Here is a 22,927-nt window from a genome sequence, read left to right as displayed (position 1 = left end):
AGCGCCCCCTTCTTCACGCGCGTTTCAGAATCCATTCATGAGCGGGGTCGTTGTAGAATTTCCAGATTCGCACAGGCCCAGCCATAACGTTGAGATAGTAGGAAGCATAGCCGTCTGGAACCCCGACCGGATGGTACCCACGGGGAACCAGCACGACGTCCCTGTGATGAACCACGAAGGTCTCATCGATATCCCGTTGATCAGTATAGACGCGTTGCAACACGAATCCCTGTGGAGGGTCGATTTCATGGTAATAAATCTCTTCCAGAAATGACTCGTCCGGCAAGGCATCGCGATCGTGCTTATGGGGTGGGTAGCTGGACCAGTGGCCACCCTCCGTGAACACTTCAACCACCAGCAAACGGTGCGCGTGCTGATCTTGATCGGACAGAATGTTGTGCACTAGACGCTGATTCTGATATTTCCCCCGCCGTTCAACGCGGTTATCTTCGGCTCGAATCAAGCGCGGCGCATAGCCGCCCTCCGTCGTCGGCGCGTACGCGATCGCGATACTCAGGGAAGTACGCGCACGAACGCGAAAGGGGTGTCCGGCAGGGACGTACACGCTGTCCGTCGGTACGCGGTCAAACGGGCTGTTGCGCCGACCGAGGTTCTCGTAGGCGACACCGGACACCTTCACGTCCGCACGTCCAGCCAGCAGCACGACACACGACTCTCGATCACGATGGTGTTCCTCGTACTCCACACCCTCTTTCAAATCGACAACGCGAAGACCTGTGTAGGCCATCTCTGTGGTGTCCCACGAAATATCGTGCAGCATCGTGATGGTGGATCCGCCCGCCGCATGACTCAACGGCCGTTTCAGAAGATTTGATTGCATGCAGCATCATCCTTTGCGTCAATCAGCGAAATCCGGCACAGGGTACCTTGCGGTGACAACCTTCTTGCGCGTGAAGAAGTCCACGCTGTCCTTGCCGTTCGCGTGAAGCGTCCCGTAGAAAGACGACTTCCATCCAGAGAATGGAAAAAACGCCATGGGCGCCGGTACCCCGATGTTGATCCCGAGCATGCCGGCGTCGATGTGCTCACGGAAGTAGCGGATCGCCGAGGCGTTGTTGGTGAAAATGCACGCCCCATTGGCAAACTCGGACCGATTTGCGACCTCGACTGCTTCCTTAAGGTTCGCCACGCGCACCACGGAGAGCACAGGCGCGAAAATCTCGTCCTTCCAGATGGTCATCTCCGGCGTCACATTGTCGAAAATGGTAGGCCCTATAAAGTAGCCTTGCTCATCCATGCGATCGCGCCCATCAAGCAGGAGTTTCGCGCCTTCTGCGATGCCTTTCTCAATGTACGACACCGTACGGCGGAGATTTTCCTCACGAATGACGGGACCGAGGAAGACCCCGTCGTCCAGTCCGTTACCCATGGCCACTTCCTTGGCACAAGCCACAAGAATATCCAGAAACTCGTCGGCCACCGCCTCTTCGACAGCGACGACCGAACAAGCCATGCAGCGCTCTCCAGCCGATCCAAATGCCGAGGCGATGACATTTCGCGCCGCTTCTTCCAAGTCGGCGTCGCGGAGCACCAAGATGTGATTTTTCGCTCCCGTCAGCGCTTGGACGCGCTTCAGATTTTCTCCGCTCCTTCGGTAGATGTACTCGCCAACCGGCTTCGAACCGACGAACGAGATGGCTCGGACGGCGGGATGCTCAATCAATCCGTTCACCACGTCGTGCGCGCCATACACGATGTTCAAGACGCCTTTCGGGACGCCCGCCTCCACGAGGAGTTCTGCCAAAGTCTTGGCCAACAACGGAGTTTTCTCCGAAGGCTTGAGCACGAACGCGTTGCCGAGCGCGATGGCCATCGGAAACATCCAACAAGGCACCATCATCGGAAAATTAAAAGGAGTAATTCCCGCAACCACACCGAGCGGATACCGGTAGTTGACCGCCTCGATGTCGGTGGCGATGGTGGACAGCGAATCCCCCATCATAAGCGACGGAGCGCCAGCGGCAAACTCGACGTTTTCGATGGCGCGCTGAACTTCCCCCACCGCTTCGGTCGTATTTTTACCGTTCTCCGTTGTGATGAGGCGCGCGAGCTCCGTTTGGTGCCGCGTTAAGAGGTCGTGATAGCGAAACAGAACGCGAGCCCGACGGGGCACGGGAACTCGGCTCCACTCCTTAAAGCCCTCCTCCGCTGCAGCAACCGCCGCCGCCACGTCCTCCTTTGTTGAAAGCGGAACCTCTGCGATCACTTGCCGGGTCGCCGGATTCACGACCTGTTCATACACGGACGTCCGGCTTTCCACCCATTCCCCTGCAATGAAGTTTTTTAGCCTCTCCACCTCATCACGTCTCCTTCCGCCACCGCGCGACCGCGAATGCGAGTGCACACCATGTCTCACTCGTTACACTTTAACTAATACAAATTTCACAACCGTCCGCACACACATCACTTTGCGGACATTCACATGCTTTAGATAGGTATAGCGTACACAACACACACAGATGCGTCAAGCACTTTTGATAACATGATGAATACATATTGATGATCTACTTGCAGACTGTCGTTTCTTGCTGTCACGCTGTTCCCTACGGGATGGCCACATCTGACTCCTCATCGCTGTGTAATCGTCGAGGTCAGTTTTTACCTGATGATGACCAAATGTTAATCACAACAAGCTAACAATATGATATAATCCGAGTAGTGTTTATCATGACCGAACTGACGACATCCCGATATTGAGGTGCGTGAAGTACATGATGAAGTCGAAACGGATACAGCAGATTAAAGAGTATGTGGCCCAACACCAGGTTGTGTCCCTTGACGAGTTAGTGGAGAAGTTTGCCGTATCAAAGAATACTATCCGCCGCGATATTCAGGAACTGGTCGACAGCGGAGAAATCAAAAAGGTTTATGGCGGCGTCGCAATGAACCACGATCCATCCCCTCTCGTGCCCTTTTCGGACCGACAAATTCGCAACAAGCGAGAGAAGGAGCTCATTGGGGAACTCGCAGCGCAGTTTGTAACTGATGGAGATATTATTTTCGTGGACTCAGGCACAACAACACTCGAAATGTTCGATCACCTTAAACATCGCGAAATTACCATTATTACGGGGAATCTTGATTTCATTGTTCGATGCATGCCGTATCCTAACCTTACTGTTATAACGGTCGGCGGCATCTTGGAGCGGCGCACCAATTCATTCGTGTCTCTGAAGGATACGGGAGTCCTCTCGACATACAACATCAACAAGGCCTTCATGGCGTCGACGGGAATCAGTCTCGACACAGGTGTGACTAACGCGTCGGCCTTGGAAACCGATATTAAACGTGAGGCCGTCGAACGAAGCATGTACACCTATCTGCTCGTCGATCGCCATAAGTTCGACAAGTTCGGACTGATGACATACTGCAAACTTTCAGATATTGATTACTTAATTACCGATTCGCAACCCAATGAGGGATATCTTCGCTACGCAAGTGAACACCATATCCAAATTATCTATCCCTCACCAGTCCTCTCACACGACCGATAACGATATGTAGCCCAGGCGCCCGTTCGCCGTGGCGGCCCGCTCTCGAGCTTTTTTAGTTGGTATCCAAACCATAACGTTACTTGGATATGTATCTACAGAATATGCCATTCTACTCCCAGGATAATTATGGACAAAGTTAATTTCTCAACATTAAAGGGGGTTATGAGAACCGCGTGTCGGATACTTTGTGAGCGGAGCGTTCATACGTAGCAGCATTCTCTGAGATTCAGAAGCGCAAGCGATGCATGAACGAGAAAATCACCCCATTGCGCGCGGCGAATGAAATTTTAAAACCCATGGGCATCTTCACCAATTAATGGAATTATTTTATATATGGAATTCAAAGAATCGATCTCAGTTTATAGCTGAGAACGTACCCAGTATCGAAACAGGAATCGAACGACGGCATTCGATTCTCACGACACGACTGTCGTGAATTTCGCACAGACCTAGGCTGTCTGTATCCCCCTCGTTCACGTCAACACTCTCCAGAGCGTCGCCCCCGAGACCAGCAACGAAATGATGGCCAAGGCGCCGGCAGATACCGACGCCACCGCGCCGCTCTTTCGCCCCGCCCAGCGCATGAACGATAACGTGTAAATGAAGATGCACACGGGTATGACCATCGCAAACAGGTACTTAAACATGTCGAACCCTCCTGTGACGGTGGCGGGATCGTTTCACCCAGCCACTGAGGAGCACGGCCACCGGGATCGCGAACACCACAATCCAGCCCCATTTGAGCAAGTACGTTCCGTCGAATTCGATCACGTCCATCCAGTTCTGCGGCCACATGCCGAGTGAGAACGACAGCAGGACGATGGCGGGAACCGCCGGCCGGTAGGTGGGCCAACTGAACGCCTTCGCCAAGAGATACGCGGAGCCCCACATGGTGACCGCCATCCGCACAGTGGCCGCCGTGACCCACAGGAAGATGAAGATGCTCTCAAGCCGTTGGAAAAAAGGCCCCATGTGGATCATGCGCGCCAAGCGGTAGAGCGCGAACGACGTCTTCCCGGTCTCGGCCGCCGGGAATACCATGTGGTACGACAGCACCAGAAACACGAGCAGCAGCGTCGATACAATGATGCTCACCGCGCCAATGCGGCGCATCTTGCGCGGGTTGTTGACGTGCGGGAAGATAATCGTCAACAGCAGCACATTGGCGAATATGGAACTATACTGCATGGCACCCATCATGACACGCACCGGCCCTGTGCCCCACAGGGGCAGCAAGAGATATGGGCGCCACCAGTTCACCGTCATCAGACACACGCCGACCAGCCCCACGAGGAGGATGGGCAGGAAAATGAATGCCGTGCGGCAAATGCCCTCGATGCCTGCGTACGCAATGTACCCGACCGCAAACATGAACACCGCTCCGACGAGCAGCAATGGCGTTGACGGAAGCACGGTGCTCACCACGTTCTCCGTGAATTCCCGCATCACTGCGGCTGTCGAACACAGGAAGTACATCGCAAACAGAAGTGCAATGCAGATGGCTCCGAATCGCCCGAACACCTCTTTGGCGATCTCGACAATGTCAAGATTTTGAAAGTACTTCCTCATGATCCATTCAACCAGGTAGAACAGTGCCAAAGTCAAAGCGCCGGAAAAGATAGGCTCCATCCACGCCGCCTCGTACGCGCTGAAGCTGATGTAGCGCGGGTACGTGAGAAACGCGTTGGTGGCCACAAAAATGATAAGCATCGCGGTCATTTCAGCAGCCGGGACCTTCGCGTCCCTCTTGCCGGACTGGCTCATGTGTTGCCGTCCCCCTCTCCTGCTTCTCTTCGTGTCGCGGCCGACCAAGGTCTCGTCATGGGGTTCTGCCTCCAACTTCTCAGCGTGTTCAGAAACGCTGGGCGCTTGTTCATGCCCCAGATGGGGCCGCGCACCAGGACATCTCTCGCCGCGCCGCTGATGGGCGCCACGGGCGACAGGAATGGTACGCCAAACGACTTCAGCATGGAGAGCCGCACGACGTAGACCACGAACAGAATGGCGATGCCGTAAAACCCGAGCACCGCCCCCGCGATGAGAAACGCGAAGCGGAGAATGCGCACCGCCATGCTCAGCTCATAGTTCGGCACCGTGAACGAAGCCAGCGCCGTCGTCGCCACCACGATGACGAGCAGCGGACTGACGATCCCGGCCTGGACAGCCGACTGCCCTATGATCAAAGCGCCAACAATTCCAATTGTCGGACCAATCACCGAAGGGATGCGAATTCCGGCCTCCCGGATGAGCTCTATGGCGAATTCCATCAACAACACTTCGACCACCACCGGGAACGGAACCTGTTCCCGGCTTCCCGCGATGGCCAGCATCAGGTCCGTCGGCAACATTTCCGAGTGATAATTGGTCACCGCAATGTACAGCCCCGGCAACAGTAGGGCAGTGAGCAGAGCCACCCAGCGAATCACGCGAATAAACGTCCCCGGAACAATCCGCAGATTCGTGTCTTCGGACGTGTGCATGAGCGACCAAAGCACCACCGGCACGATGATGGCGACCGGGCTGTGCCCGACGAAGATCGCAACATATCCTTCCGCCAGCATCGCCGCCACGCGATCCGGCCTCTCCGTCACGAGCACCTGCGGAATCATCATGCTCGGGCGATCTTCGATGAACTGTTCCAGCATCCCCGCGTCGAGCACGTAGTCGACGTCAATATCCGAGATGCGCCGGCGGACTTCCTTCACGAGCTTCGGATTCGTCACGCCATGGATGTACATGATGGCGACATCCGTCTTCGCGAGGTTGCCGACGGCGTGAATTTCGGTCACCAAATGCTCGGAGCGGAGCCGCATGCGGATCAGGCCGGTGTTGGTGCGGAAGTTTTCGGTGAACGCGTCCTGCGATCCGCGGACCACGTTTTCCATCTTGGGCGTGCTGACGCTTCGGTGCTCCCATCCCTTCGACTCGACGACGAGCGCCGCGTCGCACCGGTCCAGGAACACGACGGTCGATCCGGCCAGGACATTGAACACGACCTCGGACCACTTCTCGATGAGCTGCGTCTGGTGCCCGGGAACGAGGTGGTCGACCACGTACGTGAGCGCCCGCTTCGGATCGTCCGCCAAGTGCGACCACACCATCAGAGGCTCAAGGATGGCCCAGTTGATGACGTTCTTGTCCACCAATCCGTCGACGTAGACGACCATCCCGCGCCACGGAGCGCGGCCCTCGACCCCGACGGCAAACTCGCGGATCACGATATCCTTGTTTTGTGGCAGGTGAAAGAAGCGGGAAAGGCGGCGCTTCATGTCGTCGAGATCGAGCTCGATTTTGTCCTGCTGACCGGCGTGCGCCTTTTCGACGGCCTCGTCGTATTCCCGCTCTGCGCGCCGCAGAAAAGAACGCATGGACACCGGTTTTTTGGCAGTGTCCATCTTGTTTTCCGCCGTCGTGAAGTTGACCGACTCCACGTCGGGCTCGTCGCTGTACTTGTCAGCATCCGGGTCATCGTCGTCGCTCGACAAGGAGAAATCGTCGTTCAGCACGGTGTCATCGACGGTCAAGAGCCGTTTCAGCGCGCCTCCAACTCCCACATCCACTGGAGCAACCTCCTATGCGAACAGGTTCCTCGCACATTTAGCTTGCTCCAGGAGGCGGAAGTTATCCGAAGTCACTGAAGGTCATGGCGCCTGTTGAGAGAGGGTTTGGGGCGGGATCGCAAGATTCAGGGAGAGTTTCTGTGCGGAAGGCGAGTATTGCACGACGCGAACGGCAAACGGCTTGGCGGGCCGCTCGCTGAAGTTCAAGGCGATGTTCTGGGACGAGCCGTCGATCTCGACCCAGCTTGGCAGCGAAGCGCGCTCGAGAACGGAGAACACGACGGAGCGCGGGATGGGGAGGAACGACAGTTGCGCGCTGTCGACGTGCAGAATGAGATTCCCGCTTTGCACGATGGGCGTCACGACGAACTGCATGGGCAGGTCGTGATCGAGCACCTTGACGCCAAAGTTGCACACCCACGTATTGCCGAATTGGACGCTCGCGGCGTCGAGCACGCGGCCGATCTCGGGATCGTGCGCAATGGCGTACGCGAGGTAGGCGTTGATGGCGTCGGCTCCGATATCCACCTGGACGGTGGGCGCGTTCGCGGGCACGGGGACGGCCGGGGACGTCGTATTACCGGACCTGGGCAGGCCGGTCCACACGAGGAGTCCCGCGATCACGGCGAGCAGATCGAACGCGGCAAGCACAATGAAAAGCCGCTTCCACATCGGACTGCCTCCCTCCGTCACCCTTCTTCCGCCTTTGGCTGCGCCTGACTGCGCGCGTACTGACACAGATCCGCCACGGGGCAGTTGTGGCACTTCGGCTTGCGCGCGGTGCATACCCGCCTGCCGTGCAGGATGAGCGCGTGATGCGCCTTGGTCCACAGTTCAGGCGGCAGCTTCGCGCACACCTGCTGCTCGGTCTTCAGCGGATCGCTCGAATGCGCGAGACCGATGCGATTGGTCACGCGCTGCACATGCGTGTCCACAGCAAACGCGGGCACGCCGTAGGCGTTGGACACAACGACGTTGGCCGTCTTCCGCCCGACGCCAGGCAGTTCCATCAGGCGATCTCGGCTGTTCGGCACCTCGCCGCCATACGCTTCGACGAGGATGCGCGCCGTCTCCACGATATGCTTGGACTTGGACCGAAATAACCCCACTTCGCGGATGTCTTCCGCGACCTCGTCGGGGGTCGCCTTCGCAAACGCCTCGGGCCCGCGGTACTTCGCGAACAGCCTCGGGGTGACCATGTTGACGCGCTCGTCCGTGCACTGCGCCGACAGCATGGTCGCCACGAGCAGTTCAAACGGCGTCGTGAAGTGAAGCTGGCAGCGCGCGTCGGGGTACGCCTCGAGGAGCCGCTCCACAATGCGCACCGACGTTTCGCGATCTAGCTCGGCCATGCGCCGTTCGCCCTCCCTTTCACCGGATCCACGACCTCATAGCGCGGAAGCCGGGCCCGCTCCACGCGGCCGGGATCGCCGATGTGCTCAATGAGAAGCTCCCGCACCAACGGGCGCTGGTAGGTCACGTCTCGTGCGCGGCGAAACGGCGGAAACACGGGAGACAGCCACAGATACTCGCAGGTGATGACGCGGTAGTCGCGGTCCGGCTCGAGCGGCCGCCCGCCGAGCACGACGCGGCGCACCCCCCGCCCATTCGCCCGGCGCTCGATCTCGGCCAACGCCCCGGAGATGGCGAGCAAGCCAATTCTGCCGCCGCGAAATCCGAAGCCGATTCCCTGGCGATTGTGGATTTCGGGCTTCAGGGCGAGATCGATGGCCTCGAGGATGTCCGCCCCGCGCATGGTCACGACGATGGGCCGAGTGGGCGTCGGGCACGCGCCGAGCACGTGCTCCATGGTGATGGCGCCGGGCAACAGGCTCGCGTTGAGCGCTCCCGCCATCATGAGGGCGAGATCGCCCTCGAATGCGTCGTACAGGATGTCCGTGAGCAGATTGGCGAAGGTGCACTCGTTCTCATACTCGAGCTGCAGCCGATCGGACAAGTCCGCCACGGCACGCCCCAGCTGCCGTTCGACGAACGCGTGCTCTCGGGCGTACACCTGCATCATGCGGGCGTCCAGCGGCTCCCAGGGTTCGACGGGGATCCGTTCCGAGCGCGCCGCCACGCGCCCGCCCGAGCGCTCGAGGACCGTGTGCCCGAAGGAAAATCCGTGCTTTCCGGGCTGAAAGACGGCGGTATGGCCGACGTACTCCGCCTCGAGCATGGTCTCGTGGGTGTGACCGCCGAGAATGCAGGTGATCTGCGGAAGCTCCCGCGCCAACGCCCGGTCAAAGCGAAGGCCCATGTGAGAAAGACATACAATCGCGTCCACCCGCTGCATCACAAGGTCATTCACAGCCCTTCGAGCGGCCGCAAGCGGGTCCAGCGCCTCGACGCCGAGCATGTGATAGGGCAAGTCGTAGTTCGGCGTCAGGCCGAACGCGCCGATGCGCATCCCGCCCACCTCGTACACGTGCGTGTCGCGAAAGAAGGCAAATGGTCGTCCGCCCGGGCGCCGCAGGTTCGTGCCATACGCGATGGCGCCGGACCGGACGACGAGTTCCTCCCATCGCTCCACCGGAATGGTGAGGCCCTCGTTGTTGCCAAAGACCCAACCGTCCACGCCGAGCGCGCGCATGAGATCCGCGTTCAGCAGGCCGCACGTCGCCTCGGTCTCCGGCCGCACGCGGTCCAGCACGTCGCCGAGATCGAACGTGAGCGACGCTTCGCCTATCCGGTCGAACTCGGTTCTCAGCGCGCGGATCTTCGCCCCAATGCGCATGTGGTTTTCAAGCCGACTGTGGAGGTCGTTCATGTGAAGCAAGTGAATGCGCACGTCGACACCCCGCTAGTCCTGGGCGATGGATCGAGCCGTTTTGTACAGCGCGCACGCGGGCGTGAACGCCGCTTCCACCCACCGCACGAAGGCCTCGCCCGTCATGCGCACCGCATCGTCGCGGAGCATGGTGCGGCCAACAAGCATCTCTGCCTTCTTCACGGCGGACAATCGTTCCCCGACGCGACGCAATCCGTCCACGCCGAGATCGCGCACGAACTTGAAATGCGGCGAGGTGTGGTCTTCGATCACGGCGAAATCGCCCGGCAGCATGGCAAATATGTCTTCGCTCTCGGCGGAAACGCGCGCGCCAAACGCCGCCTTATCGACGCCCTCGTCGATATAGCCAAACACCGCGAACACGTGCGTGGCAAAGAGACCGATCTGAAAATGCGGATGCTTCTTGTAGCCCCGCGGATCCGAGCTGAACGCGACCCACGTGCTCTCAGGCGGATTGACGGTGCGGCGCGCGTGCTTCGCCACATGCGTGTGCATCGGCACGCCGAGCTTCTCCGCCAGCCACGGCTCAAAGTGTTCGGCCAACTGGATGAACTTCGGCTGAATCCGGGCCCGAATCTGCTCCATCCGCGGACCGAGGCCCGGCTCCGTCATCGCGTCAAAATCTTCTGCGGTCCAGCCTGCAAACACAGCCCGCACCTTCCCCACGAGTATGCTCCCTCTACAGTAGACGACGCGCGTCAGCCTGGCAAGGCCGCGCCCCGTTTGAGCTTGCGTCGAATGCGCTCCAGTCGCCGCGCAATCTCGCCGTGTTCGCGAGATTCTTCCGCCACCCGCGCCTGTGCCGCCTGCGCAGCTTCCAAGGCCTTGGCGAGATCGCGACGGTGATGCTCGAAGTACTTGGCAGCCTCCACGAGTGGCTCGGGGCGATTCGGAAAGTCCCTCGCGAGCTCCAGCCAGATCTCGCACGCCTCGTCCCACTGGCCGCGGCGCTTCAGAAAAAGGCTGAACAGCCAGCGGGCCCGCCAGTCCGCGTCCTCCTGCTCGACGGCCCTGCGAAACTGCGCGTCCGCGGACTCCCACTCCCTCCACGCGTCGAACCACGTCGCGAGCCCGACGTGCGGGGCCGCGTGGGGCCACGACCGCCGCTCCTCCAGCGCTTCCGCAATCTCGAGCGCCAGACGCGCCAACGTGCAGACGTCGCGGAGGTTGTGGGCAAACACGTCTTCCATGGAGGCGACCGGCGCCCCCTGAACATACGCGAAATAGCGAAGTGGCGCCTCGCTGCCGGGCAAATCGCCAGCCCGCTTCACGCCGAGCAACGCTTCAACATCCGCCAGCTTCATGCGCCCCACCACGCGCTTCCACAGCCTGCGCGCAGGATGGAGCAGATCGAGGTGCGCGGGCTCGGGAGGGATTAGGCCATAAAGCACGCATCGATTCACGAACAGCGGCCAGTCGTACGACTTCCCGTTGTACGTGACCATCACGCTGCCGTCTCGCCCGAAGCGGTCTGCCAGAAGCCGCACCACCGCGGCCTCCGCCGCGTAGTCCGGCACGAAGTACTGGGCCACGCGGAACTCATCGTCGGCGAAGTAGCCGACGGCGTGCAGAAACGGCACCGTGCCTCCGCCGTGCCCGAGCCCCGTGGCCTCGACGTCGTAAAACATCATCCGCTCCGGCGCCACGTCGGCCTTGGCCAGCCGGCTCAGGCGGGCGAAATCGCAGGAAAGGAAATCGGCGAACGGGCGGTCTCCGTAGGATGTGCAGAGGTCGAAGCCCGTTTCCCGAACCCACACCGGCCCATGGGGGGTTGAAAGCTTTTGGAATCCGGCCTCGGCGAGTTCGCCCTCGCGATGGTTCTCGACGTTGCACAACTGCGCCGCGGGTGCGGCATCGCGCGCCTCGTCCGCTGGCGCAGCTTCGCCGCTCGACCTGCGCACCCCCGCGGTTCGCTCGAGGTCTTTCAGCTTGTCCAACAAACTCCGCGCCATGGTCACGCCCCCCGCGGTGTGCCCGCCCCGGCGACGGAGCCGAGGAGCGCCTCCACCCACTGTCTGAGCGGCTCCCCGCTCGTCGGCGGCCCGACGCAACTCGGGCATCCGCACTCACACGGACAGCCCTGCAACATGTCGAACGCAGTCGCAAAGATCTGATCACGGTCGCGGTACACGCGCTCCGCGATGCCCACGCCGCCTGGGTACGCGTCGTACACGTACACGGACGGCCGTGCGTACTGCGGATCGCGCACTTCGACAGCGACGTGCACGTCGGACGCCGCGCACATGGCGTGCAGCGCCACGGCCTGTTTGAGCACGTGCCCCAAGCCTTTGAGCGCCGCCTCCCACTCGTCGTCCGATGCAGACCAGCCGGATCGGTCAAACGTCACCCAGTAGCCCGATGTGTGCAGTTCCGCCTCCGGAAGATAGATCTTGCCCCAGCCGACGTTCTCGTGCGTCTCGAGCTTGATCTTCTTGAACAGGGTGGGCGTCGCGTGGACGGCGAGATCGCCCGCGTAATGGCGAAGCGGGCCCTCGTCGGTGTGTTGGTTCTCCTCGAGCACCTGCAGGTGCACGGCGAGTTCCGCATCCGTGTAATAGTCGCAGTCCACAGGGCGGACAAACGCCTTCCCGTTCTCGAGGTCCAGCTTTTCCACCTGATACATCTGCGACTGATGCAGGTAGATGGCCTCCTCGTGCAGCATCGTCAGCGCGCTGAACCGGTCCATCTCGCCGATGACGACCGGTGGATGCGCGGACTGATCGACGATCACGACATTCTCCTGCGCGGCGCTGCGCAGGGACACGGCGTGCGCCGGCATGTCGTCCGCCATGTAAAAGTAGCGGCCATCCGCGGCGCGGTGCAAAACGCGCGTGTCGACCAAGTAGCCGAGGAGCTCCTCCGTCGTCTCGACGCCAAACCGCTCGTCCGCGGAAAACGGCAGCTCGTAGGCAGCGCATTTGAGATGGTCCATCAGAATGAGGAGGTTGTCCGGGTAGATGCGAGCCGCCTCGGGCGACGCGTCCAGTAGGGCCTCAGGGTGGCGCACCATCCACTGGTCCAGCGCGGAACTCGTGGCTACGAAAATGGCGGCGGAGGTCCCCTTGCGGCGGCCGGCCCGCCCCATCTGCTGCCTGGTGGAAGCCACGGAGCCCGGATAGCCAACCGTGATGGCCGCCTGCAAGGAGCCAATGTCGACGCCGAGTTCCAGCGCGTTGGTGCTGACGACGCCTAAGATCTGGCCTTCTCGCAGACCCCGTTCAACCGCGCGGCGCTCGTTCGGCAGATAGCCGCCGCGGTAGCTGACGATGCGGGATCGGACGCGATCCCGCGCATCGCGCCGCAGATAGGACGCCAAAAGCTCGACCTGGTTGCGCGTGCGCGTAAAGAGGATGGTCGGAATTTCATGTTGAAGCAAGCGCGCGCCGAGCCGCCTCGCCGCCCGCAGCGCCGACTGGCGCAGGCCGAGCGACGGATCGACCACAGGCGGATTGTACAAAATCACGTGCTTTTCGCCTTCCGGCGCGCCCGATTCGGAGACGACCGCCGTCTCCCGCCCCAGGAGCCGGGACGTGAGTTCACCTGGATTGGCGATGGTCGCGGAACAGAAGATGAACTGCGGGCGTGCGCCGTAGAACGACGCGATGCGCAGGAGCCGGCGAATGACGTTCGCCACGTGGCTGCCAAACACGCCGCGATAGATGTGCGCCTCGTCGATCACGACGTAGCGCAAGTTTTTGAACAGCCGCAGCCACTTGGTGTGGTGCGGTAGGATGGCGGCGTGCAACATATCGGGATTGGTCACGACGATGTGGCCCGCCTCACGAATCTTCTGGCGCGCGTGAACCGGCGTGTCGCCATCGTAGGTGAAGGTGTGCACCGACGTCTTCAGGTTCCGGACGAGATCGTGCAATTCCGCCACCTGGTCCTGTGCAAGCGCCTTGGTGGGAAACACGTAGAGCGCGCGCACGCTGGGATCGCGCAGGATGGCCTGGAGCACGGGCAGGTTATAGCACAGCGTCTTGCCGCTGGCGGTCGGCGTCGCAATCACGGCATCGCGGCCAGCCTGAATGAGGTCCCAAGCCTCCCGCTGATGCGCGTACAATCGCTCGATTCCGCGCGCGGCCAGGGATGCGCGCAATTCCGGGTGAAGCTCGGCGGGAAAATCTTCGTAGCGCCCGATGCGCGCGGGCACGACGCGCCAGGCCGAGACCTGATTTCGAAACTGCGGGTCGCGCCGCCACTCATCCAACAGCTGTTCCAGGTTCATCTGCATCATCCGCTTCTATGAGAGAGACTCAAGAGGAAACGAACTGCAACGCCTGTCTCTTCAGTCACGAAATCAGATTTCAATCATACCATGTAGCAAAGCGACAGGTAGGATGCGTATGAAACGTCTACGCCATGGCCATAAGTATAGTACTGAGACAAGGGAGGAATCACCTTGGCATCCGTCGAGAAAAGCACTGTGCGCTCGGATGCGTGGACACCTGAGGACGATGAGCGCCTCGCGCAACTGGTGCTTCGACACATTCGCACCGGCAGCACCCAGCTGAAGGCGTTTGAGGAGGCCGCCGAGCAACTCGGCAGGACGGCCGCGGCGTGCGGATACCGTTGGAACGGCGTGATTCGCAAGCAATACCGGGATGAGATTGAGGCGGCAAAGGCCGAGCGCAAAGCCTATCACATGAAATCACAGCCGCAGAAGGCGAGCGCCGCGCCTACGGCGTCCATGCAGGAAGTTATTCGATTTTTGCAGACGTACGACGAACAGTATCAGAGGTTACGCGACTATGTGTCGGCCATCGAGCAGGAGAAGGCCGAGCTGGAAGCGCGCGTGCGCGCCCTCGAATCGCAACTGCGCGAAGGAGGGCCGGAGGTGCCGCTGTCGCCCGAGCAACTCGAGGAAGATTCGCGCACGCTGTTTGCCATCATGGAGCGTGCGCGCAAACTCCTAGCGGAGAACCGTTCCGCCGGGACGTGATCGAAGCATCCACTCGGCGCGCAGCGCATCGGCATACGACGGCCGAAACGGGTGCGCGCCGAATTTTACCGCGTGTTGCACGTCCACGACCGCCTGCTGCGCGGCGGTGCACCAGGCTCGTGGATACCCTCGACTCCTCATCTGAAACTCGTCCTCGTCAGCCACCCACACGCGCCCACCCTCCACGCGCACGTCGAGATCGAGGTCGATCCACACGACGTCCGCGCCTATACACGGTGGCGTACAGATGTTCACGTAGTAATCGGTCGAGTCCGTCTTGAGCAACACGAATACCTGAAACCACGCTTTGGGCCAAGCGATGGCGGCCACCGGATAGGGCGAACTCCACGAACCGCCATCATCTTCCACGAGCGTTCCAGGCGGGATCCACCATCCGCCAAACCTCCCCGGCTCCGCCGCTGACCACCTTCGGTGCACGGTTCCATCCGACCGCAGGCTGATGAGCCTCAACCTTCATCCCCTCCGGGATCTGGAACAGGTTCCGCACCTGCCTCCGCGGGGAGAAAGTCACTGAACAATCGCGTGCGAAGGAGTCCCTTCGCCCCAATGAGGAGAATCGGGCCGATGAAAAGCCCGATGAAGCCCATGACTTTCAGGCCGACGTACAAGCCGAACAGCGTCGCCAGCGTATCCAGGCCCACGCTGTCTGCCAGGATCTTCGGCTCGACGGCGTGCCGAATGATCGAGATGACGACCTGGAGCGCCAACACTTTGACGGCCACTGCCACATGCCCCGTAATGAGCGCCACGATGGCCCACGGCACAGTGAGAATGGCCGATCCGACGATGGGAACGAGCCCCGACAGGCCAAACAGGATGCCGAGCAAAATGGCGTAGGGGAAACCGAGCACAAACATCCCTATCATGCCGAGGAACATCGACAGGCACATCAGGATGAACTGCACACGGATGGTGCCGAGAAAGGCGCGCTCCATGTCCTCAAACACGGCGTTCAACTTCGGCGCCCATCCCGGGGGCATCATCCGGTAGAAACGCGCCACCATGCGCTCGCGCCGCTGCAGGATGAAAAACGCGGTCACGACTGAAATCACGGCGATAAACAGCGTGTCCGGGAGGTGAGTCACGATACCGATGAGCCCCGTGATGATCTTGTGAACGCTGCCCTCCAGCCCATGCGCAAACTGCGTCAGCGCGGACTGAACCGCATTCGACACCTGAGGGGGAAGTTGTCCATAGAGCGATTCGCTGTTTTCAATCTCGCTTTCGACCTGCGAGAGCTGTACCCGGAAAAACACCTGGCTGTGCGCGACGAACGACGTGGCCTCGCGCAGCGCGCCGATGATGATGCCCGCCGAAATGGCGACAATGAGAAGCACGCTCACGCCGAGCACCAAGAGGACGGACCACAACCGCGCCAAGCCGCGGCGCTCTAGCCATCGGACAATAGGGATGAGCAGGATGGCGAAGACCCAACCGATGACAAACGGCAAGATGTACTGCATCAGGCATGCGAGCGCCAGAATGAACGCGGCGATAAACGCCAGCAAGATGACGATTTCCAGCACTCGCCATAGGTAGCGGCGCATTTGGGCATCTCGTGCCATACGTCGCAACGGCAGCTCTCCTTCGAAGGCTGATTTACTGCTGGCTTTCAACCGCCATCGGTTTCACGAAGCGCCGGCGGAGCATGAAACCCACCCCGGCGAGCAAGAGCGCAACGACATAACACCCGGCGGAAAGCCAGCCGTGATGGCCCTGCGCCATGAGAACCGCACCAGCGGCCAGGCCGCCCATGGTGAAAAGGGCGATGAGAAAAAACAGAATCCGGATCTGCACGGACATGTGATATCCGATGCCTCCCATCTCGCGAGAAAAGAGGGTACTGCTACATCACTCTCATCATACCACACAAGTCCCACGCGCTCGACAAGATGGAGCGAATTAGGGGATCAAGAGCAAAAAATGTCGCCGTCGCAGGCTGCGGCGGCGAAACTGATTTGTGCCGTTCTCCTGGCTTGAGCTCATGATGCGGGCTCCCGCACGTTCATGCCATGGGCGAACGCGGACCAGAGATGTTCGCGGTCGTCCGCACAAAGCACGTCGTGCGCCCCCGATCTCGTGTAAAGCTGCGTGCGCGCCGGATGGCGCGATATCACCACGACGCGCGGGACGTTCGCATCGCGAATAGCCTGCACCACCAGCGCGGTGCGAATCGGGTCTTCGAGCTCGCAGACAAGCGCCCCCTCGAACCCCTCCGTGCGCACTGCTTCCGTCACGCTGGCCTTGTGCGCCGGGACGACGAGCAGCCGTTCCGGGTGCCACGCCCGCATTTTATGCTGAACATCCTCGAAACAGACGAGCAAGCGGACGTCAAGCCCCGCAGCCAGTGCCCTATCGACAAACCATCGGTCTGCGTCGGAGCAGGCGACCATCAACAGCTTGTGTCCCACGTAAACCAACCTTTCATTTGTCCGCTGAGTCTCCTGGCTTCTACGCTTCATCCTGCATCACCACGCACCGTTTTACAGGCCAAGTTCATCTATTTCATCCTCGTTGATCCTCGTATTTCGGCGCATTCGTTTTGATAGCGCTTACATCATCAGTATACCACAGACAGCTCGGCAAAGGAACCTCACATCGTTGCTGAGTGCCCGTTTCCTCTCTTGTCCGCGATCGCTTTCAGAATGGCTTCGCCGTACGCGTACACGGCGTCCCGGGCGTCGCCGGGCCGGCCTGTCTGCACCGCATTGTAAATCGCACGGCACGCCTGAACACCGAGTTCCATTTTGGGGTTTAGAAGCCGAAGGCTCGAACGCAGCGCCTCCTGCAGAACACGCAGGGCATTCTCAAGCAAACGGTTTCCGCTGAGCTCGGCCAGGACGCTGAAGAACTTCAGTTCACTCGCAATCCGGTGCTCACTGCGGCGCGGCGAAGCCTCGAGCTCAAACAGCGCATGCGCCAACGAGGTGTAGTCAGACGCCATGCGCTTTGCGGCTGCCCGGTACGCGATCTGCGCCAGCACAGCCGTCTGGAGCTCGACGAGATCGCGCACGTTGTCGTAACTGAGGAGGATCGCCGCGTCCAGCGGCTGCATCCACATCTCCACTGAGGCCGTTCGCACATAGGTGCCCATACCGTGGCGGAATTCGACCAGCCCCTGACCGCGCAGCGCGCTCAAGGCCTCGCGGACCGTGGCGCGGCTCACGCCAAACCGATCCGCGAGCTCCCGAAGAGTCGGCAGGCGATCGCCCGGCCGAAATACCCCCTCTTCGATCTGCCTTCGAATCTCCTCAGCGATCGCCATGTACAGCTTGCTCGAAGCTTCGCGCATGGTCGCCTCTCCCTTCGGGTCGAGCGCAGCCCGACGGCCCCGTCACTTGACGACCAGATTGACAATCCGCCCGGGGACAAACACCTCTTTGACCACCTGCTTGTCCTCGAGCCACTCGCCGATTTCCGGAAGTTCCTTCGCGCGAGCGATGGCGTCCTCAGCGCTGATGTCGGCCGGAAGGGTCAAACGCCCACGGACGCGGCCATTCACCTGCACGGCGATCTCGACCTCGTCGTCGCGGAGCCACGCCTCATCGTAAGTCGGCCAGGACTGCTCGAAGACCGAATCGGTGTGCCCAAGCATCTCCCAGAGCTCCTCGCCGAGATGCGGCGTGAAGGGCGCGATGGCGATGGCGAGCGTCTCCAGCGTGGCCCGGTCCAGCCCGTCCTTCGCCTCCTGCTGAAGATTGTTCACGTACTCCATGAACGCGCTCACCGCGGTGTTGAGGCGGAAGCTCTCCATGCGCTCCGTGAGCGTCGCGACGAACCGATGGCGAAGCTTCGTCAAGGACTGGCGCTCCGGCACCAGTTTGTCCAGGTGCTGTACATACAGGCGGTACACACGGGCCAGGAAGCGCGCGACGCCCTCAAGGCCATTGGTGCTCCACTCGGCCTCTTCCTCAGGAGGGCCAACGAACATCTCGTACATACGCAGCGCGTCCACGCCGTGCCGCGCAATGATGTCATCCGGATTCACCACGTTGCCCTTCGACTTGGACATCTTCGCGCCGTTCAGCGTGATCATGCCCTGGGTGAACAGGCGTTGAAACGGCTCGTCGAAGTCGATCAGGCCGAGATCGTGGATGAACTTCACGTAAAAGCGAGAATACAGCAGGTGAAGCACCGCGTGCTCCACGCCGCCGATGTACATATCGACGGGCAGCCAGTAATCGGCGGCTTCGCGCGAAAACGGCGCCTTGTCGTTGTGCGGATCCGCGTAGCGCAGGAAGTACCAGCACGATCCGGCCCACTGCGGCATGGTGTCGGTCTCGCGCTTGGCGGGGCCGCCGCATCTCGGACAGGTGGTGTTGACGAACGACTCGATGGCGGCGAGCGGCGACTCGCCGGTGCCCGTGGGCTCGTATCGCTCCACGTCGGGCAGAAGCACCGGGAGCTGGTCTTCGGGCACCGGCACGGTGCCGCAGACCTCGCAATAGACGATGGGAATCGGCTCGCCCCAGTAGCGCTGGCGCGCGAACACCCAATCGCGCAGGCGATAGGAGACTGCCGGCTCCGCCTGGCCCGCAGCCGCCATGAGCTCGATGGCCCGCTTCTTCGCCTCGTCCACCGAAAGCCCGTCGAGCGCGCCCGAATTGACGAGCACGCCGTCTCCGGTGAACGGAAGCTCCGTCGCGCCATCCCGCGGGCGCACCACCTCGACGATTTCGAGCCCAAACTGCTCAGCAAATTCGAAGTCGCGATCGTCGTGCGCCGGCACCGCCATGATGGCACCCGTGCCGTAGTCCATCAGCACGTAGTCGGCGATCCACACCGGCAGGCGTTTGTCAAGCAGCGGATGCTGGACATAGGCGCCGGTGAACACACCCGTCTTGGTCTTGTCCACCACCTGGCGCTCGATATTCGACTTGCGAAGCGCCTGTTCGACGTACGCCTCGACTTCCGCTTTCCGATCCGGCGCGGTGATCCGAGACACGAGCGGGTGCTCCGGCGCAAGCACCATGTAGGTGGCGCCGTAAATCGTGTCCGGCCGCGTCGAGAACACCTCGATCTCGCCGTCGTGATCGACGAGTCGGAAGCGAATGCGTGCGCCCTCGCTTCGGCCGATCCAGGCGCGCTGCATGCGCTTCACGTGCTCCGGCCAGTCGAGCTTGTCCAGGTCGTTCAGCAGCCGGTCCGCATAGTCGGTGATCTTGAGCATCCACTGCTCCATCTCGCGGCGCGTGACCGGTGCACCACACCGCTCGCAGCAGCCATCCACCACCTCTTCGTTCGCCAGACCGGTTTTACAGCTTGGACACCAGTTGATGGGCATCTTCTTGCGATAGGCGAGGCCGCGCTCAAACATTTTGACAAAGAAGTACTGCGTCCACTTGTAAAATGACGGATCGGTGGTATTCACCTCGCGATCCCAATCGTACATCGCGCCGATTTCTTCGAGCTGGCGCTTGAAGTTGGCGATGTTTTGTTCGGTGGCAATACGCGGGTGAATACCATTTTGAATGGCGTAGTTTTCGGCGGGAAGGCCAAATGCGTCCCATCCCATCGGATGGAGAATTTCATAGCCGTGCAGCTTCTTGTAGCGGCTCCAGACGTCGGAAATGGTGTATCCGCGCCAATGCCCCACGTGCAGGCCGCTCCCGGACGGGTACGGAAACATGTCCAAGCAGTAGTACTTTGGTTTTCCGCTCTTCCCGCGAGCCCGGTGCGCGCTTTGCGAACGCCACCTAGACTTCCATTTTTGTTCAATTTCTTGTGGGCGATATTCCATCGGCTGTCCTCCTGTGCCATCGGTTGCGGCCTGGCCGCCTTCCGCTCATGCAGACTCTCGTCCCGTATTATAGGACGCCAAATACTCGGAATGCCACTTCCGCCTTTTTCGCGCGGCCTCAGCTCATAAAAAAGGGGCGCCTGCGCGCCCCCGCTTTGTGCGGCGTTTACCGCCGGTCGCTCCCGCCGCTCATGATGCCCATCAGCCGGAGGATGAACAGGAACAGGTTGATGAAGTCGAGATACAGCGACAAAACCATCCAAGGCACGTGCTGCTCCGCCACGCCATACTGGGCCAGCCGGTTGACGTCAAACAGGACGTACCCGATGAAAATCGCCACGCCGAGATATGCATACACCAAGCTCGCGGCCGAGGAAAACCCCGTGAACATGGCCACCAGGCCCATCAGAAGGAGCGCCAAGGTGCCGATCATCAGGAAACCGCCGAGGAACGAGAAGTCCATCGACGTGCGCGATGCGACCAGCGACGCAACGAGGAACGCGCCCGCCGTCACAGCCAACGCCTTCAGAACCAGCCCCATGCCGAAAACAGACGCGTACGACAGAATCGCGTACGACAACGTCATGCCCGAAATGAACGTGAAGGCGAACACGAACGGATAGCCGATGGCGCGCGTGTACTGGCGGAACATCGCGTAGATAATCATCCCAAGCTCGACAAGCCACAGGATGGGCGTGAGCCCATACGGCAGCCGCGTGCCCACGACCACGCCGACCCCGGCCGTCACGAGGGAGACGCACAGCCCGAGAAACACGCGCGACAAAATCTTGTTTTGCGTGATGGTATACGTCTGCTGCATCGAAACACCACCTCCAGTGGGATGCAACTGTCGCATTAAAACAACGTTAACTGCTTAGCATTTCGCGCGATCAATTGGCGCACAACGTCCTGATATACTTTAGGCCACACGAAGTTCGAAATCTCCTCGAAACTCACCCACGCCCCTTCATGGCTCGGATGAAGCTCCAAACGCTGGCCTTCAGTTTGATCATACCCGACCGGCGCAAACACGACAACCGTCCAGTCCAAGTGCGTGAACCCATGCGACGCTTCGCACACGCGCTCGAAGTGAACGGGCTGGAATTCCCGAACCGCTTCGCCTTGTCCATGCCCAAGGCAAAGCTCCGCCAGGCGAGATCGCGCGTGCGATTCCAAGGAAGCGGACGGCTCATCGAGCTCCACGGCGGGCAACTGCCACATTCCGCCGAGAAGACCTCCGTCAGGCCGCCGCTCGGCCCAGAACGAGTCTCCCCGCGTGATCCAAAGTGCCACCACCGTCTGCCTGCGGCGTGCGCGCTTCGGGAGGCGGTTGGGCAATGTGTGCGCCAGGCCGCGATCTCGCGCAGCGCAACTTTCGGCCAGAGGGCATACATCGCAATGCGGCCTGTTGGGAACGCACACAAGCGCCCCCAGTTCCATGATGGCCTGCGTGAGAACCCGCGGTGTGCCGTGCCTCAACGCTTCGGCGACTTCCTGTTCGATCCGGCGCTTGACCGTCGGCAAATCGACCGGTTCTTCGATGCCGCGGTACCGGGACATCACGCGTAGCACGTTTCCATCCACCGCCGGATGGGGCTGGTTGAAGGCGATGCTCAAGACCGCCCCAAGCGTGTACGGCCCGATACCCGGAAGGGCTTTGAGCTCGTCGGGTTCATCCGGAATCCGCCCTGCGTGGCGATCTCGCACCACCTCCATCGCCGCCTTGAGGTTGCGGGCGCGGCGGTAATACCCCAGGCCTTCCCACATCTTGAGCACGTCGTCCATCTCGGCATCCGCGAGATGGCGCGGCGTGCGAAAGCGCTCCATGAACCGGAGATAATACGGGATGACCGTCTCGACGCGCGTCTGCTGAAGCATGGTTTCGCTGACCAAAATGGCATACGGATCGCCCGTGTGGCGCCAGGGAAGATCACGACTCGACTGGGCGTACCACGCTTCTAGTGTATGTGCGAATGCCGCCAAGCTTTCTTGCACGATGTCGATGACGCTCCTTCCCAATCGCGCCTCCCCTGGAACGCGTTCACCTCATACCGTCCGCCGCCAAAGAGAACAATACGCATGGGGAGGTGGCTGGCTATGTGGAACATGATGAACGCGATGAGCGGGATGGCGCGAGGCAGAATGAACTGGCGGCGGCGAGATCACGGAATGGGGACCATGACAGCCCTTCTCATCGGCGCAAGCGTGGGCATTGCGGCCTGGGAGGCCGTGCGCCAGATGCAGAACAAATCTTCGATGCCGAGCGGCGCACAGGAGCTTGCCCAACAAATGATGGACGAAATCCGCGAATAGAACTGCGGCCCGCGCCCCACGGGGACGCGGGCCTGTTCGAAGTCG

At 60.8% G+C, this 22,927-nt stretch carries 22 protein-coding genes; 3 read left to right on the top strand and 19 right to left on the bottom strand.

Translation table 11 applies throughout. The annotated features are described in order from the left end of the window. Nucleotides 1–13: 13 nt before the first annotated feature. Entirely contained in the window at nucleotides 14–841 is an 828-nt protein-coding gene (gene iolB, locus AMA01_RS10745) for a 5-deoxy-glucuronate isomerase (RefSeq protein WP_067850839.1), read from the bottom strand. Between the two features lie 18 nt (nucleotides 842–859). Continuing rightward, on the bottom strand, nucleotides 860–2,365 hold the full coding sequence (locus tag AMA01_RS10740) for a CoA-acylating methylmalonate-semialdehyde dehydrogenase (protein WP_067850804.1): 1,506 nt from the start codon (nucleotides 2,363–2,365) through the stop codon (nucleotides 860–862). Nucleotides 2,366–2,732: 367 nt separating this feature from the next. Between AMA01_RS10740 and AMA01_RS10735 the strand changes: the two genes are divergently transcribed. Continuing rightward, nucleotides 2,733–3,515 (top strand): DeoR/GlpR family DNA-binding transcription regulator, encoded by a 783-nt coding sequence (locus AMA01_RS10735; RefSeq protein ID WP_067850802.1) that lies wholly within the window; start codon nucleotides 2,733–2,735, stop codon nucleotides 3,513–3,515. Between the two features lie 473 nt (nucleotides 3,516–3,988). On the opposite strand, the gene AMA01_RS13940 is transcribed toward AMA01_RS10735, so the two are convergent. From AMA01_RS13940 to AMA01_RS10695, 9 genes are all read right to left on the bottom strand, one after another. After that, on the bottom strand, nucleotides 3,989–4,162 hold the full coding sequence (locus AMA01_RS13940; protein WP_195867083.1) for a hypothetical protein: 174 nt from the start codon (nucleotides 4,160–4,162) through the stop codon (nucleotides 3,989–3,991). Further along, nucleotides 4,155–5,279, bottom strand: coding sequence for a GerAB/ArcD/ProY family transporter (locus AMA01_RS10730; protein ID WP_067850800.1), 1,125 nt, complete (start codon nucleotides 5,277–5,279; stop codon nucleotides 4,155–4,157). The genes AMA01_RS13940 and AMA01_RS10730 overlap by 8 nt, the downstream gene beginning before the upstream one ends. Further along, nucleotides 5,276–7,075: a spore germination protein gene (locus AMA01_RS10725; RefSeq protein ID WP_067850798.1), complete on the bottom strand. Its 1,800-nt coding sequence runs from the start codon at nucleotides 7,073–7,075 to the stop codon at nucleotides 5,276–5,278. Before AMA01_RS10725 ends, AMA01_RS10730 begins: the two co-directional genes overlap by 4 nt. A gap of 81 nt (nucleotides 7,076–7,156) precedes the next feature. Next, nucleotides 7,157–7,747, bottom strand: coding sequence for a DUF2140 family protein (locus AMA01_RS10720; RefSeq protein WP_067850796.1), 591 nt, complete (start codon nucleotides 7,745–7,747; stop codon nucleotides 7,157–7,159). Between the two features lie 17 nt (nucleotides 7,748–7,764). After that, nucleotides 7,765–8,427, bottom strand: a complete 663-nt coding sequence (gene nth / locus AMA01_RS10715) for an endonuclease III (protein ID WP_067850795.1) — start codon at nucleotides 8,425–8,427, stop codon at nucleotides 7,765–7,767. Continuing rightward, on the bottom strand, nucleotides 8,415–9,866 hold the full coding sequence (locus AMA01_RS10710) for a bifunctional metallophosphatase/5'-nucleotidase (protein WP_067850793.1): 1,452 nt from the start codon (nucleotides 9,864–9,866) through the stop codon (nucleotides 8,415–8,417). The genes nth and AMA01_RS10710 overlap by 13 nt, the downstream gene beginning before the upstream one ends. A 12-nt stretch (nucleotides 9,867–9,878) precedes the next feature. Continuing rightward, the gene (locus tag AMA01_RS10705) at nucleotides 9,879–10,532 is read right to left on the bottom strand and encodes a YktB family protein (protein WP_231862925.1); all 654 of its coding nucleotides are present in this window, start codon (nucleotides 10,530–10,532) and stop codon (nucleotides 9,879–9,881) included. A gap of 32 nt (nucleotides 10,533–10,564) precedes the next feature. Beyond that, nucleotides 10,565–11,818 carry a ribonuclease H-like domain-containing protein gene (locus tag AMA01_RS10700; RefSeq protein WP_231862924.1) on the bottom strand — a complete coding sequence of 418 codons (1,254 nt, stop codon included), beginning with the start codon at nucleotides 11,816–11,818 and terminating at the stop codon, nucleotides 10,565–10,567. 2 nt (nucleotides 11,819–11,820) lie between these two features. Then, entirely contained in the window at nucleotides 11,821–14,103 is a 2,283-nt protein-coding gene (locus AMA01_RS10695; protein ID WP_067850791.1) for a DEAD/DEAH box helicase, read from the bottom strand. A 165-nt stretch (nucleotides 14,104–14,268) separates the two neighbouring features. Here AMA01_RS10695 and AMA01_RS10690 point away from each other — a divergent pair, with 165 nt between their 5' ends. Beyond that, complete coding sequence (locus tag AMA01_RS10690; RefSeq protein WP_067850789.1) at nucleotides 14,269–14,808, top strand: RsfA family transcriptional regulator; 540 nt, start codon at nucleotides 14,269–14,271, stop codon at nucleotides 14,806–14,808. Here the strand turns inward: AMA01_RS10690 and AMA01_RS10685 are convergent. The 8 genes from AMA01_RS10685 to mutY form a co-directional block, all read right to left on the bottom strand. After that, entirely contained in the window at nucleotides 14,779–15,279 is a 501-nt protein-coding gene (locus AMA01_RS10685; protein ID WP_067850787.1) for a DUF402 domain-containing protein, read from the bottom strand. The genes AMA01_RS10690 and AMA01_RS10685 overlap by 30 nt on opposite strands. Next, complete coding sequence (ytvI, locus tag AMA01_RS10680) at nucleotides 15,276–16,394, bottom strand: sporulation integral membrane protein YtvI (RefSeq protein WP_231862927.1); 1,119 nt, start codon at nucleotides 16,392–16,394, stop codon at nucleotides 15,276–15,278. The genes AMA01_RS10685 and ytvI overlap by 4 nt, the downstream gene beginning before the upstream one ends. 34 nt (nucleotides 16,395–16,428) lie before the next feature. Continuing rightward, nucleotides 16,429–16,632, bottom strand: a complete 204-nt coding sequence (locus AMA01_RS10675; protein ID WP_067850834.1) for a hypothetical protein — start codon at nucleotides 16,630–16,632, stop codon at nucleotides 16,429–16,431. A gap of 179 nt (nucleotides 16,633–16,811) precedes the next feature. Then, nucleotides 16,812–17,240 carry a hypothetical protein gene (locus AMA01_RS10670; protein WP_067850832.1) on the bottom strand — a complete coding sequence of 143 codons (429 nt, stop codon included), beginning with the start codon at nucleotides 17,238–17,240 and terminating at the stop codon, nucleotides 16,812–16,814. A 182-nt stretch (nucleotides 17,241–17,422) separates the two neighbouring features. Continuing rightward, entirely contained in the window at nucleotides 17,423–18,121 is a 699-nt protein-coding gene (locus AMA01_RS10665; protein ID WP_231862923.1) for a FadR/GntR family transcriptional regulator, read from the bottom strand. A 42-nt stretch (nucleotides 18,122–18,163) separates the two neighbouring features. Next, entirely contained in the window at nucleotides 18,164–20,569 is a 2,406-nt protein-coding gene (gene leuS / locus AMA01_RS10660) for a leucine--tRNA ligase (RefSeq protein ID WP_067850783.1), read from the bottom strand. Nucleotides 20,570–20,735: 166 nt separating this feature from the next. After that, complete coding sequence (locus tag AMA01_RS10655; protein ID WP_067850781.1) at nucleotides 20,736–21,389, bottom strand: Bax inhibitor-1/YccA family protein; 654 nt, start codon at nucleotides 21,387–21,389, stop codon at nucleotides 20,736–20,738. Nucleotides 21,390–21,424: 35 nt separating this feature from the next. Beyond that, nucleotides 21,425–22,588 (bottom strand): A/G-specific adenine glycosylase, encoded by a 1,164-nt coding sequence (gene mutY / locus AMA01_RS10650; RefSeq protein ID WP_231862922.1) that lies wholly within the window; start codon nucleotides 22,586–22,588, stop codon nucleotides 21,425–21,427. Nucleotides 22,589–22,666: 78 nt separating this feature from the next. On the opposite strand from mutY, the gene AMA01_RS10645 reads away from it, so the two are divergent. Further along, nucleotides 22,667–22,882 carry a hypothetical protein gene (locus tag AMA01_RS10645; RefSeq protein ID WP_067850779.1) on the top strand — a complete coding sequence of 72 codons (216 nt, stop codon included), beginning with the start codon at nucleotides 22,667–22,669 and terminating at the stop codon, nucleotides 22,880–22,882. Nucleotides 22,883–22,927: the final 45 nt, after the last annotated feature.

Source organism: Alicyclobacillus mali NBRC 102425, from assembly GCF_001570745.1.
Lineage (GTDB): Bacteria > Bacillota > Bacilli > Alicyclobacillales > Alicyclobacillaceae > Alicyclobacillus > Alicyclobacillus mali.
This window is presented reverse-complemented; position numbering and strand designations above follow the sequence as displayed.

Coding starts and splice junctions, on each gene's coding strand:
- AMA01_RS10730 (WP_067850800.1), bottom strand. CDS start 5,279: ATGAGCCAGTCCGGCAAGAGGGACGCGAAGGTCCCGGCTGCTGAAATG.
- AMA01_RS10695 (WP_067850791.1), bottom strand. CDS start 14,103: ATGATGCAGATGAACCTGGAACAGCTGTTGGATGAGTGGCGGCGCGAC.
- AMA01_RS13940 (WP_195867083.1), bottom strand. CDS start 4,162: ATGTTTAAGTACCTGTTTGCGATGGTCATACCCGTGTGCATCTTCATT.
- AMA01_RS10735 (WP_067850802.1), top strand. CDS start 2,733: ATGATGAAGTCGAAACGGATACAGCAGATTAAAGAGTATGTGGCCCAA.
- AMA01_RS10700 (WP_231862924.1), bottom strand. CDS start 11,818: ATGGCGCGGAGTTTGTTGGACAAGCTGAAAGACCTCGAGCGAACCGCG.
- iolB (WP_067850839.1), bottom strand. CDS start 841: ATGCAATCAAATCTTCTGAAACGGCCGTTGAGTCATGCGGCGGGCGGA.
- AMA01_RS10675 (WP_067850834.1), bottom strand. CDS start 16,632: ATGTCCGTGCAGATCCGGATTCTGTTTTTTCTCATCGCCCTTTTCACC.
- AMA01_RS10645 (WP_067850779.1), top strand. CDS start 22,667: ATGTGGAACATGATGAACGCGATGAGCGGGATGGCGCGAGGCAGAATG.
- AMA01_RS10665 (WP_231862923.1), bottom strand. CDS start 18,121: ATGCGCGAAGCTTCGAGCAAGCTGTACATGGCGATCGCTGAGGAGATT.
- ytvI (WP_231862927.1), bottom strand. CDS start 16,394: ATGGCACGAGATGCCCAAATGCGCCGCTACCTATGGCGAGTGCTGGAA.
- AMA01_RS10655 (WP_067850781.1), bottom strand. CDS start 21,389: ATGCAGCAGACGTATACCATCACGCAAAACAAGATTTTGTCGCGCGTG.
- nth (WP_067850795.1), bottom strand. CDS start 8,427: ATGGCCGAGCTAGATCGCGAAACGTCGGTGCGCATTGTGGAGCGGCTC.
- AMA01_RS10720 (WP_067850796.1), bottom strand. CDS start 7,747: ATGTGGAAGCGGCTTTTCATTGTGCTTGCCGCGTTCGATCTGCTCGCC.
- leuS (WP_067850783.1), bottom strand. CDS start 20,569: ATGGAATATCGCCCACAAGAAATTGAACAAAAATGGAAGTCTAGGTGG.